Source organism: Sphingomonas sp. IC-11 (assembly GCF_021043365.1).
In the GTDB taxonomy this organism is placed as follows: Bacteria; Pseudomonadota; Alphaproteobacteria; order Sphingomonadales; family Sphingomonadaceae; genus Sphingomonas.
On record NZ_JAJNDU010000001.1, the window covers coordinates 38056 to 51831 of the forward strand.

Below are 13776 nucleotides of genomic sequence, written 5' to 3' on the forward strand. Positions count from 1 at the left end.
GAAACGCAGCATCGTCCGGCCAAGGTTGTGGCTGCCAAATTCCACATGAAATTACAGCATTGGCGCGCCGAAATGCAGCGTTGCGCGCCATTTATGTCCGGATTGGACATCCAAAGTGCACCTAGCAGAGCACGGCTTACGTAAACTTGTATGTAAGAACGCGTTGAAGGCTCTGCGCCATCTTCCTCTCCGCGGCGGCTAGTGCCGCCGGAACAGGAGGATGACATGGCTGACATTGAACATTCGCGCTCGACGTTCGCGGCTCGCCTGCTGAGCCGCACTGTGCTGAGTTCGCCGATCTTGCTGGCGGTGCTGTCCGCCCAGCAGGCCCAAGCTCAGCAACGCGTGGTCAGCGCCTGCTCGGGCGTCAGTCTGCCGCGCTCGGCAGTGACCGACATTCTGACACCGGTGATCACTGGCATCGCCTCGCCGGTGGAAACGACGGTGAACGGGATCCTCGATATCCCACTGCTTGGCGCGCTGCTGCCAGATCTCAGCCTTAACGCGACGGGCCTTCTCACCCAGGCGGCAAGCGGGGCGCCGATCACGCTTCAGGTTCTCGCCACCGACGGCACCGTTGTGGCGCCGAGCGACCAGTGCCGGCTCACCTCCGATTCTATCACCCTCGACACGCCGGCCGGCGTTGCGATCGGCGGGAACCAGATCACTGGCCTTGGTGCCGATGGCGCGGCAGCGTTCGCCAGCGACATCAACGCCATTGCTTTCGGCAACAATGCCCGGACGGAAGCCGGCGCTTTGGGCAGCGTGGCGCTTGGCACCAACAGCAGCGTCACGGCTGCGAACAGTGTCGCCTTGGGCGCAGGCTCGATCGCGGGCCGGGGCGCCTTGGCCAATTACACCGCCACCGGGCTTACCGGCGCACAGAATTCCGCCGGTGAAGTTTCGATCGGGGCTCCCGGTGCCGAACGCCAGCTGACGAACGTGGCACCCGGCACGGCGCCAACCGACGCAGCAACGGTGGGTCAAGTCGATGGCGTTGCATCGCAGGTCGCGGCATTGGGCGCCACGGCGGTGCAATATGACGGCGCCGCCCGCGATCGCGTGACGCTTGCCGGCACAGACGGCACCGTGCTCGCGAACGTCGCGCCCGGAGCAGTCACGGCGGCCTCAACCGAAGCGGTGAACGGCAGCCAGTTGTTCGCAACGAATGCGCAGGTCGCGGCGAACACCGCCGCGATCGCGGGGCTCGGCAACGGATCGGCCGGTGCCGTGCGTTATTCCAACCCGGACAATCCCACGGTTCCGAACGGCGGTACGGTCACCGATGATGCCACCCTTGCCGGTGCGAGCGGTGGTCCTGTCGGCCTCCACAACGTGCGCGGCGGTACCCTCGCGGCCGGATCCACCGATGCGGTGAATGGGGACCAGCTGTTTGCAACCAATCAGGCGGTGGCTGCCAATACCGGCGCAATTACCGATCTGGACGGGCGGGTGACCACCAATGAGGCAAATATCGCCAATCTGACGACCGGCGTGGCGAACAACACAGCCGCGATTACCGATCTGCAGAACACGGTCGCCGGCACCAATACAAACGTCACCAACCTGACGAATCAGGTGAACGCGAACACCAACGATATCGCGACCATCAACAACAGCCTGGCGAACCAGCCGCTGCGCTATGCCGATGCCGCCACGCCGACCACGCCGAATGGCGGCACGGTCACGGACGATGCGACGCTGGCCGGGGCGAGCGGCGGGCCGGTGGGTCTGCGCAACGTGCGCGCAGGTGCTTTGGTCGCCGGCTCGACCGACGCGGTGAACGGCGATCAGCTCGCCACCACCAATGCTCAGGTGGCAGCCAACACCACCGCGATTACCAACTTCAGCAATCTGGTAACCGGAAGCGCAGTCAGCCCCGTTCAATATAGCAATCCGGATAACCCGACCGCCCCGAACGGCGGCACGCTGACCAACGACGTGACATTGGTGGGAGCAAATCCCGCCGCGCCGGTCGCGCTGCACAACATCGCCGGTGGCGCGGTTTCGGCGACCTCTACCGATGCCGTGAACGGGCAGCAGCTTTATGCTGTGTCCACCCAGGCAGCCAACAGCATCCAATATGATCGTGATGCAGCCGGCGCGCGGACCAACAGCGTGACCCTGGCTGGCGCGGACCCGGCAGCAGCGGTGGCCCTGAACAACGTGGCGGCAGGCACCGTTGCGGCTGGTTCAACCCAGGCGGTGAATGGCGGGCAGCTCTATGCCACCAATCAGGTGGCGCAGCAGGCAGCGACGCTGGGCGCGAACTCGGTCCAATATGATCAGGGGCGCACCTCCGTTACGTTCAACACCACTGGCAGTGCGGTGGTGCTGCGCAACGTGGCGGCCGGCACATCGGCCACTGACGCGGTCAACGTGGGTCAGTTGCAGAGCGGCCTGCAGGGCGCGGTGAACCAGGCTAATTCGTACACGGACACCCGGTTGAGCCAGGCATTGTCGTCGATGAACTTCAACCTGCGTGAAGTACGCCGGGATCTCAGCGCCGGTACCTCGTCCGCGCTGGCGGCGGCCGGGCTGCCGCAAGCCAACGAGCCCGGGCGTTCCATGGTCGCGGTCGGCGGCGGCACCTATCGCGGCCAGACTGCGCTCGCGATCGGTGCCTCTACCTTCCTCAACGACGGCCATTCGATCTTCCGCATCGGCGCCTCGATCGACAGCCAGGGTTATGGCGGTGCGAATGCGGGCTTCGGCTATCAGTTCTAAGCCGAAGACCGCTCGGCCGGGGGACGTCTGCAGCCATGGGCGCCTCCCGGTCACCAATTTTCGGGCCGGGCCGGTAAAGGTCTGATTTTCATGGGCCCTTTCCCTGCATGGCGCGTTACCGCGGCATGACGGGGAAATTGGCGATGGCGCAACGACGCCGCATGATGGGGGCAGATCTAGCGGCGGTGGCGGGCGACGGCCAAGGGCAGGGTGCATGAGCACCCCCCAATGGCTGTCGGTCGCTGTTCTTACCGGCATGATGGGGCTCTTTATCTGGGGCCGCTTCCGCTACGATGTCACGGCAATCCTGGCGCTGCTCGCCGCGCTCGCGGTCGGCATTGTGAAGCCGGAAGATGCCTTCTCCGGCTTTTCTGACGACATCGTCATCATCGTCGGCTCCGCGCTGGTAATGTCCGCGGCGATGCAGCGTTCGGGCCTGATCGAACGCGCGCTGGCCTTTGTATCGCGGCGGATCAAGCGGGTACGGTCTCAACTGATGCTGCTGACGGCATCCGTGGGCGTGGCATCGGCCCTGGTGAAGAACGTCGGGGCATTGGCGATGCTGATGCCTGCCGCGTTTCAGATGGCGAAGAAGAGCGAAGCGAGCCCGTCCGTCTTCCTGATGCCCATGTCCTTCGCCTCCCTGCTCGGCGGGTTGATGACGCTGGTCGGAACATCACCGAACATCATCGTCAGCCGCGTGCGGCAGGACATGACGGGGCAGCCGTTCAGCATGTTCGATTACCTGCCCACCGGGCTCGGGCTGCTGATCGTCGGGCTGATCTTCTTGCGGTTCGGCTATCGCTTGCTGCCGCGGGATCGCCGCGCCACCGCGACGATGGGCGATGCGCTCGACATCAGCGGCTACGTGACCGAGGCGAGCATTGCGGAGGGCTCACCGGCGATCGGCGAGACGGTGGGTGCCTTCCTGGAGCGGCACGAGCGGGAGGTGAATGTCACCAACCTGCTTCGCGCCGGCATGCGCACGGTGCCGGCGCACCATGTCGAGCTCCGCGAAGGCGACATCCTGATCCTGGTGGGTGAGCCAGATGCGCTGGAACGCGCCATTGCCGCCGACAGCCTGGTGCTGGAGGGAGAGCATCGCGAGCTTTCCGGCGAACAGGAAGGCGACGAGATCGGCGTGATCGAGGGCGTGATCGGGGCCAATTCGGTGCTGGTCGGCCAGACGGCGGGAAGGCTGCGGCTGCAGGAGCGCTACGGCGTCAACCTGATCGCGCTGTCGCGCGCCGGCGAGCGGCTGGCTCGCCGGCTCGGCCGAACGAAGCTGGCCGCGGGCGACGTGATCGTCCTTCAGGGCTCGCTCACCCGTCTGCCGGATCGGTTGCAGGACCTCGGCGTGCTTCCCCTGGCTGAGCGGACGCTGCGCCTCGGCAGCAGCGGGCGCAGCTGGCTGCCGCTGATCGTGCTGGCGGCAGCGATGACCGCCACGGCGCTTGAACTGGTGCCGGTGGCTGTGGCCTTCTTCGCCGCGGCAGGGATCGTCGTGGCGACCGGCGCGCTGCCCACACGCGAGGCATATCAGGCCGTCGAATGGCCGATCCTGATCATGCTCGGCGCGCTGATCCCCGTCAGTGACACGTTGCGGACAACGGGCGCGTCAGACCTGATCGCGACCGGTCTGGCGAGCGTTGCGACCAGCCTTCCGGCGTGGGGCGCGGTGGCGCTGATCATGGTGGCAGCGATGGCGGTGACGCCGTTCCTCAACAATGCTGCGACGGTGCTGGTGATGGCGCCCATCGCGGCGGTCTTCGCCCATGACCTGGGCTATCGACCCGAGGCCTTCCTGATCGCGACGGCGATCGGCGCGGGCTGCGACTTCCTCACGCCGATCGGGCACCAGTGCAATACGCTGGTGCTTGGCCCCGGCGGCTATAAGTTCGGGGACTATGCCCGGCTGGGGGCGCCTTTGTCGCTGCTGATCGTCTTGGTGGGAACGCCGCTGGTGATGTGGACGTGGCCGCTGCACTGAGCGCCGCGGCTTAAGCCGCGGGCACCGTTTCGTCCATGAGCCCCGGGTTTTCGGCGCCCCCCGTCAGGGCGAGGCGAAGCTGCTCCTGATCCAGCCGTCCTTCCCAGCGGGCGACCACGATCGTGGCCACGGCATTCCCGATGAAGTTGGTCAGGCTGCGGCATTCGGACATGAAGCGGTCGACGCCCAGGATCAGCGCCATGCCGGCGATCGGCACGTCCGGCACGATCGACAGCGTTGCGGCCAGCGTGATGAAACCGGCACCGGTGACGCCCGCGGCGCCCTTTGACGACAGCATCGCCACGCCAAGCAGCAGCAGTTGCTGCCCCAGCGTCAGATCCACGTTGCACGCCTGTGCGATGAACAGCGCTGCCAACGTCATGTAGATGTTGGTGCCGTCGAGATTGAAGGAATAGCCCGTCGGCACGACGAGGCCGACCACCGACTTGGCACAGCCCGCGCGCTCCATCTTTTCGATCAGCGAAGGCAGCGCGCTCTCGGACGATGACGTGCCCAGCACCAGCAGCAGCTCAGCCTTCAGATAGGCGATCAGGCGCAGGATGGAAAAGCCGCACAGCCGCGCCACCGTGCCCAGCACGACCAGCACGAACAGGAGCGAGGTCAGGTAGAAGGTGCCCACCAGCGCGGCGAGGTTCGCCAACGTGTCGATACCATATTTGCCGATAGTGAAGGCCATGGCCCCGAACGCGCCAAGCGGCGCGGCCTTCATCACGATTGACACGACCTTGAAGAAGGCGAGCGACAGGTCGTTCAGGCCGCCGAGCAGCCGATCTCCGCGATCGCCGATCATCGCCAGTCCGATCCCGAAGAGGATGGCGGCGAACAGCGTCTGAAGGATGTTGCCTTCGGTCAGCGCCGACAGGAACGTGTCAGGGATGATACCGGTCAAAAACCCGGTGATCGTCGATTCATGGGCCTTTGCCGAATAGTCGGCGACCTTGCTGGCATCGAGGGTGGCCGGGTTGATGTTGAGCCCGCTGCCGGGCTGGACGACATTGGCAACGATCAGGCCGACGATCAGGGCGAGGGTCGAGAAGAACAGGAAATAGGCGAACGCCTTGCCCGCGACCCGCCCCACCGCGCCCAGATCCCGCATCCCCGCAATGCCGGTCACGATGGTCAGGAAGATGACGGGCGCGATGATCATTTTCACCAGCTTGATGAAGGCGTCGCCGATCGGCTTCATCGCCTCACCCGTCGCCGGCGCGAAATGGCCCAGCAGCACGCCCGCCGTGATCGCGATCAGCACTTGCACATAAAGGTGGGTGTACCAGGGGGAACGGACGGGGCGCGTAGGCTGGCTTGCGATGGTGATCAAACCTGGGTCCTCATGATGCTCGCTCCCCCTTTGGCCGGCGCGCCGCACGCTGGCGACGGCCCCGAATGTATCGAAGCAGGCGAAAGCGGGTGTTTGCACACGGTTTCGTGGGCAAGCGCAAGTGGCTCCCGAGGCGCCGCGGATGTGTCGCGCCGCTCGTACGAACAGCGATTGTGACCGCTGGCGGGATCGCACGGCCGCCCCATCGGTTTGTTGTGCGACCAAAGAGGATAAGCTGATGGCCGACCCGGATACTCGCCTGTACGGCATGGCGGATTCCGCCAATCACCAGGCACCCGCAGAAAACGGCATGCGCGGCGAAGGTGCTGCCGATCGTGAGGCGAAATATCGCCGCGAAGTCACACCTCCGGACCAGCCGACGATCGTCGTTGAGGAGGAATCGGGCGTGGCGTTCGCCGAGGCAAATGGCGCCGTCGCCGCGCCGAGCCATCCGGCGGATCAAGATCAGGACCGAGATCAGGTAGCCGGGTCAGCCGCCCCTGCTGACGAGCCGGCGATCGTTCCCGACGCAACGCCGATCTACCCGGACACTACCTCGTCCTACGCTGCCTCGTCGCCGAGCCCGGCGCCGTTGCAGCCGATCCACGCCGATCTGCCGCGGATCTATCCCAACGAAGGCACCAGCTACACCGCACTCACGCCGCCACCTGCTCCCTCGCCCTGGCCATGGATCGTGGCGGCACTCGGTCTCGGGTATATCGTCGGCAGAGGGCGATGGCGCCGGGCAGCGGTGACAACTCCGAACACCGAGGCGGCCCCGGTGGCCTTGACGCGGCTGCCGGGTGAGCAGGGCAGCTTCGTTCAGGTGCGCAACGCCGGACCGGAAGAGCTCAGGGATCCGCCGGCCAAATGGTCGCGGGTGGACGAGGCCGTGGACGAATCCTTCCCCGCCAGCGATCCGCCGGCTTATTGATCAGGCCGGCGGCACGTCGGTGAAGTCGACCCGGCCCGCCGTTCAGGCGGTGGGCCACATCATCAGGCTGGTGTTCACCACGCGCTCCAGTTCCTCGCGTGAGGCGCCAGAGCCCGATTGCACGCCCATCCCCTGCAGGATGGCGTAGAGGTAAAGCGTCAGGCTTTCCGGCTCGACATGGTCGGGCAGGTCGCCGTCCCGCTTCGCCTGGCGAAAACGCTCGATCAGCGCTTGTTGCGATGAAGCGCGGCGGGCGATCACATCGGCCTTGATCGACTCGGCCTCGGCGCCACAGGCGGTTGCGCTGATTACGCCAAGGCACCCCTGGGGATCACAGGCGCTCGTCTGCGCCTCGATTGCGCCACGCATGATATGTTCCGCCACGGCGCGGGCGGTGGGCTGCTTCAGCGCTTCGCGGGTATAGGCAAGCTTCTCCGCCTCGTAGAGGTCCAGCGCCTTGTGGAACAACGCTTCCTTGTTGCCAAAGGCGGCGTAGAGGCTCGGCTTGGTGATGCCCATCGCCTCGGTGAGGTCCGCCATAGAGGCGCCCTCATATCCCTTGGCCCAAAAAACGGCGAGCGCCTTGGCCAGCGCCTCGTCAACGCAGAATTCGCGCGGACGCCCCTTGATGGACGGTGCAGCGTTCGGTTCCATAACAACCGGTATATATGCGTTTTTTCCGCCCGCTCAAGCGGTGCGGCACCCGCGCCGCAACCGCTTGGCTGCGGCGCCGTTCTCTTGCCTGAAACAGGAGACGGATGTGGGTGTGATCAAGGGCATCGAACACGTCGGCATCACGGTGCCGTCGATCGAAGCGGCCGAACGCTTCTTCCAGAAGGCGTTTGGTGCGAAGACGCTGTACGCGCTGATCGAGAAGGGCGGCAAGTCGCAGCAGGGCGACGAAATGTACGACAAGAACGGTCTGGAGCCCGGCACCCGCATCGTCGCCATGCGCATGATGCGGATCGCCGATGGCGCCAACGTCGAATTGTTCGAGGTGGAGGGCGGCCACGGTTCTACCGCCGACGCCCCCAGCCACATGGGGATCCATCATTTCGCCCTTTATGTCGACGATCTCGATGAAGCCGCGGCCCGATTCCGCGATGCCGGCGGCACGATGCGCCATGGTCCGATCGAGCTTGGCGGGAAGGAGAAGGGACCGGGCAACCGCTGCTGGTTCGGTGTCGCGCCATGGGGCATGCAGGTCGAGTTCGTTCACCTGCCCTCGCCGATCGCGCTGGACGATCCCGAAACCAGCGGCCCGCGCTGGCTTCCGGGCTGAGCTGCCGGGGGGGGCGGGCGGAAACTTCGATAAGGCCGCTGCGGCCCCTAACACAAATGGCAGCTTACACGTTGCCGGCGTTCCCCTGTACAGAGCGCAGCCCGCCACCCTCATTGGGTGACGGGAAGAGAGGCGTGCTCAACGCCCGCTCCGGGGAGAAACAATGATGTTGCGTAACACTGCGTCCGTATTCGCCCTTGCCGCCTCGATGATGGCTGCAAGTTCCGCCTTCGCACAGGACGCCGCGTCAGCGACGCCGTCATCCGAAGCGCAGGTCGGAACGGACGTTGCGACAACCACCAGTGCCGCCGCCGAAGAGCGTAGCCCGCAGGCCGAGACCGGTGACATCATCGTCACCGCACAGAAGCGCGAGCAGAGCCTGCAGGACGTGCCGATCGTGGTGTCGGTGATCAATCAGCAGCAGCTCGAGGCCGCCGGCGTCCGCGACGTCAAGGATCTCCAGACGATCACCCCTGGCCTCAACGTCACCTCCTCGACCAGCCCGGCGCAGACCTCCATCCGGATCCGCGGCGTCGGCACGATTGGCGACAATCCCGGCCTGGAAAGCTCCGTGGGCACCATCGTCGACGGCGTGTATCGCGCCCGCAGCGGGGTGGCTTTCGGTGATCTTGGCGAGCTGGAGCGCGTGGAGGTGCTGAAGGGGCCGCAGTCGACCCTGTTCGGCAAGAACATGTCGGCCGGCGTCATCAACGTCGTCACTGCCTCGCCCAGCTTCAATCCGTCGGCCGAGTTCGTCGGCAGCTACGGCAATTACAATGCCTGGACCGTATCGGGCGCAGCCACTGGCGCGCTGATCGGCGATACGGTCGCGGGGCGCATCTTTGCCCTGAAGCGTGAACGTGACGGCTTCTGGAAGGTCCGCACCGGTGCCGGCCCGCGCACCAGCGACCGCGCGGACAACGAGAACAACTGGACGGTGCGGGCGCAGCTGCTGATCCGTCCCACCGACGCGATCAACGTGCGCCTGATCGGTGACTGGTCGGAACGTGACGAGGATTGCTGCGTCAACGCGCCCAGCATCGCCGGCCCGACGGCGGCATTCATCGATGCGCTGGCACCCGATGCCGGCACCGTGCGCAACGGCGATCCGTTCGACCGCGTCACCTACGCCAATCGCCCGACCGATTTCCGCATCCGCGACCGCGGCGTTTCGGGTCAGGTCGACTGGGATCTGAGCGATAACCTCAGCCTCACCTCCATCACTGCCTACCGCTTCTATCGTTCGAACAGCGGCGTGGACGTCGACTATTCGTCGGCTGACCTTTGGTATCGCGGCTCGGAGGGCAATTCGAACCGGTTCAAGGTCTTCTCGCAGGAGGCGCGTCTCGCCTACAACAGCGACCGGCTCAACTCGATCCTGGGCGTCTTCTATGCCGACGAACGGCTGGTCAGCCGTCAGAACACCTTCTTCGGGTCGGATTACGAGCGCTACTTCGGCCTGTTGCTGTCCGGCGGTACCAACGGCAATGCCGTTTCGGCGCTCACCGGTCTGCCGGTCGGCACGAACTTCGTGGCCAACACCGGGCAGCGGGATTTCCACCGCCACCGCGCCAGCTCGCTCGCGGTGTTCACGGACAACACCTTCACCCTGGCCGAAGGTCTCGATCTGACGCTGGGCATCCGCTACACCGACGAGGTCAAGCGCGCGACCTCGCGCTACACCAACACCTCGCCGGGCAACGCCTGCGCCGCGGCAATCGCGCGGCGCCTGCCCACTGCCGCGCTCAGCGCGATCTGCTCGCCCACGGCGGACGTTGCGTTCAACGATGTAACGATCACGCAGCGCCGCCCGGAAAACCGGTGGGCGGGATCGGCAAAGCTGCAATATCGCATCTCGCCGCAGGTCATGGCCTATGGCTCCTACGCCAACGGCTTCAAGTCGGGCGGCTTCAACCTTGATCGCGCGCGCCTCGCGCCCGGCGTGCTCAACCCGGATACGTCGTTCGCCACCGAAAAGGTGGAAAGCTACGAACTCGGCACCAAGACGACGCTGCTGGATCGCCGCCTGTTCGCGAACATCGCCGGCTTCTACCAGACGTACAAGGACTTCCAGCTCAACACCTATACGGGTGTCAGCTTCGTGGTGACGTCCATTCCGAAGGTGACGTCGAAGGGCGTCGATCTGGACCTGTTGTTCAACACCGGCATTCAGGGCCTGACGCTGAACGCCGGCGCCACTTATGCCGATACGACCTTCGGTGACTTCCCGCCGCCGCTGCCGAACCTGACCCGCCTGTCCGGCAACCGCCTGCCTTATGCGGCGAAGTGGAACGTAACGGGCGGCTTTACCTCGAAGCAGCCGATCACGGACGATCTGAACCTTCGTGCCTCGGCCTCGCTGAAATGGTCTTCACGCTACAACACCGGGTCCAACCTCGATCCGCTGAAGGTGCAGGAGCCGTTTGCGATCCTGAACACCCGCATCGGCATCGAGCCGGAGAACGAAGCGTGGTCGCTCGAAGTCTGGGCGCAGAACCTGACGAATTCGCAATTCTACCAGGTGATCGTGGATCAGCCGCTGCAGACCGGCACCTATGGCGCCTTCCTCGGCCAGCCGCGCCTCTACGGCGTCACGGGCCGCGTGCGCTTCTGATCCGGCGGGCCGCTGCGGCGGCCCCCGGGCCTTGCGGCGGGCGATCGGGAGGGGAGCCCCGATCGCCCGCCGTTATAGCTTGTGCCTATCCCATTTCGGCCTTGCCCTAGCGGCAATCATCCAACACTCATCTTTCAAAGCCGGTTGACCGGCGCAGCGAGAGGATGAGGATATGGAGCAGCAATCCGCTGTCGCGTTGAACGACCGGCCGTGGCCGGCCGTCGATCTGCCGGAGGCTTATCGGGTCCTGACTGCGCCGGGCGCGCCGTTCGAGACGCGCGAAGAAGTGATCCGCGGCGTTTCCTTGCGCACCTATGTCAACGCCATGAACGACCTGCGGCAGGTGTTTGACCTCGCGCGCGGCTGGGGCGATCGTGAGTTCATCATCTACGAAGGAGAGCGCCAGACTTATGGCGAGCATTTCCGCGCGGCGGGCAAGCTCGGCCGGGTGCTCCACGATCGCTTTGGCGTGCGCAAGGGGGACCGGCTGGTCGTGGCGATGCGCAACCTGCCGGAATGGTCGATCGCCTTCTGGGCCGGGATGTCGATCGGCGCGGTGGTCACGCCGCTGAACGCCTGGGGCATTGGCGACGAGCTGGCTTATGGCATCAGCAACTCCGGCGCCCGGGTCGCGATCGTCGATGGTGAGCGACTGGAGCGGCTCGCACCCTATCTCGGTGACCTGAAGCTCGACGGACTGATTTCGGTGCGGACCACCGACGATCATGGCACCGGCGCGATCCCGCTGGATGACCTCATCGGGCCGCGCGATCGCTATGCCGAGCTGCCTGATGATCCGATGCCCGATCCCGGCCTCCACACCGACGATCCTGCAACCATCCTTTACACCAGCGGCACCACCGGCCGGCCCAAGGGCGCGCTGGGCACCCATCGCAACGTCCTGACCAACGTGATTTCGATCACCTTCGGCGCAGCGCGCGCGACCATCCGCCGCGGTGATCCGCTGCCGGTGCCCGATCCCGACGCGCCGCAGCGGGTGAACTTGCTTCCCGTGCCGCTGTTTCACGTGACCGGCACCAATTCCATGCTGATCCCGACGGTGATCGCCGGGGCCAAGCTGATCCTGATGCACAAGTGGAATCCGGAACGGTTCCTGGAGCTGGTCGAGACGGAGCGGGTGAACGGCACCACCGGCGTCCCGGCGATGGTGTGGCAAGTCCTGGAATCCCCCGATTTCGGCCGTCGCGATGTCTCCAGTCTCGACAGCTACGGCTATGGCGGCGCCGCGATCGCGCCGGAACTGACGCTGAAGTTCGCGGAGCTGTTCCCCTGGTTCAAGCCAAGCCAGGGCTATGGCGCGACGGAGACATCCTCCGTGTCGATTGCGAACAGCGCGGAGGATTACCTGCGCCACCCCGACAGCGTCGGCATGCCGGTGCCGGTGTGCGACGTGAAGGTCGTGGACGAGGACGGCAACGAACTGCCGCGCGGTCAGGCGGGCGAATTGTGGATCCGCGGTCCCAACATCGTCGCGGGCTATTGGAACAATCCGGATGCGACGAGCCAGTGCTTCACCGACGGCTGGTACCACACCGGCGACATCTGTCGCATCGATGACGAGGGCTTCGTTTATCTGCTCGACCGCGCCAAGGACATGCTGATCCGCGGCGGCGAGAACGTCTATTGCGTGGAAATCGAGGATGTTCTGGTCGCCCATCCCGACGTGATGGATGCCGCCGTCGTCGGTCTGCCGCACCGCATCCTTGGCGAGGAAGTCGGCGCGCTGGTTCAGCTTCGTCCCGGCGCGGATGTGACGGAGGTGGAGCTGATCGCCCATGCCTCACGCCACCTGGCACCGTTCAAGGTGCCGGTGCGTATTGTCGTTCGTACCGAGGAATTTCCGCGCAATGCCAGCGGCAAGACCCTGAAACCGATTTTGAGGGAGGAACTCATCGCTACCCATGCGTCCCAGCCCGATGGGGCAGTACTGGCGCCGCAGCCGATCACTGTGGGCGGCCAGGAAATCCCGCTGTCGGCGAAGGCAGAGGCGGGACAATGGGCCGCGACGCCTGAGGAGAGCCGCAGTCGCGGCCTGCGGCTTGGCGCCGCCGTTGCGGCGGTCGGCCTTGTGGCGGCCGGCGCTTACTTGGCCCGCGGCGCCGCAAGCCAGGATGAGGAGATCGGCTACCATCCGCTCGACGTGCCCAAGCCGCTGGCGGAGAACCTCTGGATCGTGGACAGCGGCCCGATCAGCGCGATGGGCCTGAAGCTGCCGATCCGAATGACGGTGATCCGCCTTGCCGATGGCGGCCTGTGGCTCCATTCGCCGACGCGATACACGCCTGCGCTGGCAAAGGCGCTGACGGGGCTGGGGCCTGTCCGTCATCTGGTGGCGCCGACGCTGGCGCACTGGACGTTCCTGGCGGAATGGCAGCGTGCGTTTCCCGACGCCACCGTCTGGGCCGTACCGGCGCTGCGACACCGCGTCCAGGTTCAGCAATCGGGCGTGCGGATCGACAATGATTTGGTGGAGGTCGGGCCGCCCGCTTGGGATGCGGAGGTGGAGCAGGGCCTCGTCAGGGGCGGCGGCGGCTTTGAGGAGGCGTGGTTCTTCCACCGGCCAAGTCGCACCTTGGTGCTGACCGACCTGATCGAGAATCTCGACCCCGCGAAGCTGCGCCCGGCAACTGCCGCGGTGATGCGAGCGACGCGTGCCACGTCGGGCACCACGGGGCTGCATCTGCGCTCGGCGCTGCGCATGCGCGCCGATGCCGTGCGGGCAGACGTGGAAAAGATGATCGCGCTGGCGCCCGAAACAATCGTGTTCGCGCACGGCGACATTTTCCGCGGCCGGGGAACGGCGCAGCTCGCGGGCGCCTTCGCCTGGCTGAAGTGATCCCGGCCCTGCTGTAAGGCTGCGGAGCGCCGG

At 65.7% G+C, this 13776-nt stretch carries 8 protein-coding genes; 6 read left to right on the top strand and 2 right to left on the bottom strand.

From position 1 onward, the window contains the following. Positions 1-225: 225 nt before the first annotated feature. Both LQ954_RS00155 and LQ954_RS00160 read left to right on the top strand, forming a co-directional pair. Positions 226-2727: a YadA family autotransporter adhesin gene (locus LQ954_RS00155; protein ID WP_231021351.1), complete on the top strand. Its 2502-nt coding sequence runs from the start codon at positions 226-228 to the stop codon at positions 2725-2727. Positions 2728-2941: 214 nt separating this feature from the next. Beyond that, the gene (locus LQ954_RS00160; protein ID WP_227771133.1) at positions 2942-4717 is read left to right on the top strand and encodes an SLC13 family permease; all 1776 of its coding nucleotides are present in this window, start codon (positions 2942-2944) and stop codon (positions 4715-4717) included. A 10-nt stretch (positions 4718-4727) separates the two neighbouring features. Here LQ954_RS00160 and LQ954_RS00165 read toward each other — a convergent pair whose 3' ends face one another. Continuing rightward, positions 4728-6056 carry a dicarboxylate/amino acid:cation symporter gene (locus LQ954_RS00165; RefSeq protein WP_269142104.1) on the bottom strand — a complete coding sequence of 443 codons (1329 nt, stop codon included), beginning with the start codon at positions 6054-6056 and terminating at the stop codon, positions 4728-4730. Positions 6057-6294: 238 nt separating this feature from the next. On the opposite strand from LQ954_RS00165, the gene LQ954_RS00170 reads away from it, so the two are divergent. Beyond that, on the top strand, positions 6295-6990 hold the full coding sequence (locus LQ954_RS00170; protein ID WP_231021352.1) for a hypothetical protein: 696 nt from the start codon (positions 6295-6297) through the stop codon (positions 6988-6990). Positions 6991-7032: 42 nt separating this feature from the next. Here LQ954_RS00170 and LQ954_RS00175 read toward each other — a convergent pair whose 3' ends face one another. Then, complete coding sequence (locus LQ954_RS00175) at positions 7033-7644, bottom strand: TetR/AcrR family transcriptional regulator (RefSeq protein ID WP_231021353.1); 612 nt, start codon at positions 7642-7644, stop codon at positions 7033-7035. Positions 7645-7750: 106 nt separating this feature from the next. Between LQ954_RS00175 and LQ954_RS00180 the strand changes: the two genes are divergently transcribed. From LQ954_RS00180 to LQ954_RS00190, 3 genes are all read left to right on the top strand, one after another. Next, positions 7751-8272, top strand: coding sequence for a VOC family protein (locus LQ954_RS00180; protein WP_227771136.1), 522 nt, complete (start codon positions 7751-7753; stop codon positions 8270-8272). 163 nt (positions 8273-8435) lie between these two features. Continuing rightward, entirely contained in the window at positions 8436-10886 is a 2451-nt protein-coding gene (locus tag LQ954_RS00185) for a TonB-dependent receptor (RefSeq protein WP_231021354.1), read from the top strand. 172 nt (positions 10887-11058) lie between these two features. Beyond that, positions 11059-13743 carry an AMP-binding protein gene (locus LQ954_RS00190; protein WP_231021355.1) on the top strand — a complete coding sequence of 895 codons (2685 nt, stop codon included), beginning with the start codon at positions 11059-11061 and terminating at the stop codon, positions 13741-13743. The last annotated feature ends 33 nt before the right edge of the window (positions 13744-13776 follow it).

Bases quoted from the DNA above. Each gene is read 5' to 3' on its own strand.
- LQ954_RS00160 (WP_227771133.1), top strand. From the start codon at position 2,942: ATGAGCACCCCCCAATGGCTGTCGGTCGCTGTTCTTACCGGCATGATG.
- LQ954_RS00170 (WP_231021352.1), top strand. From the start codon at position 6,295: ATGGCCGACCCGGATACTCGCCTGTACGGCATGGCGGATTCCGCCAAT.
- LQ954_RS00175 (WP_231021353.1), bottom strand. From the start codon at position 7,644: ATGGAACCGAACGCTGCACCGTCCATCAAGGGGCGTCCGCGCGAATTC.
- LQ954_RS00155 (WP_231021351.1), top strand. From the start codon at position 226: ATGGCTGACATTGAACATTCGCGCTCGACGTTCGCGGCTCGCCTGCTG.
- LQ954_RS00185 (WP_231021354.1), top strand. From the start codon at position 8,436: ATGATGTTGCGTAACACTGCGTCCGTATTCGCCCTTGCCGCCTCGATG.
- LQ954_RS00190 (WP_231021355.1), top strand. From the start codon at position 11,059: ATGGAGCAGCAATCCGCTGTCGCGTTGAACGACCGGCCGTGGCCGGCC.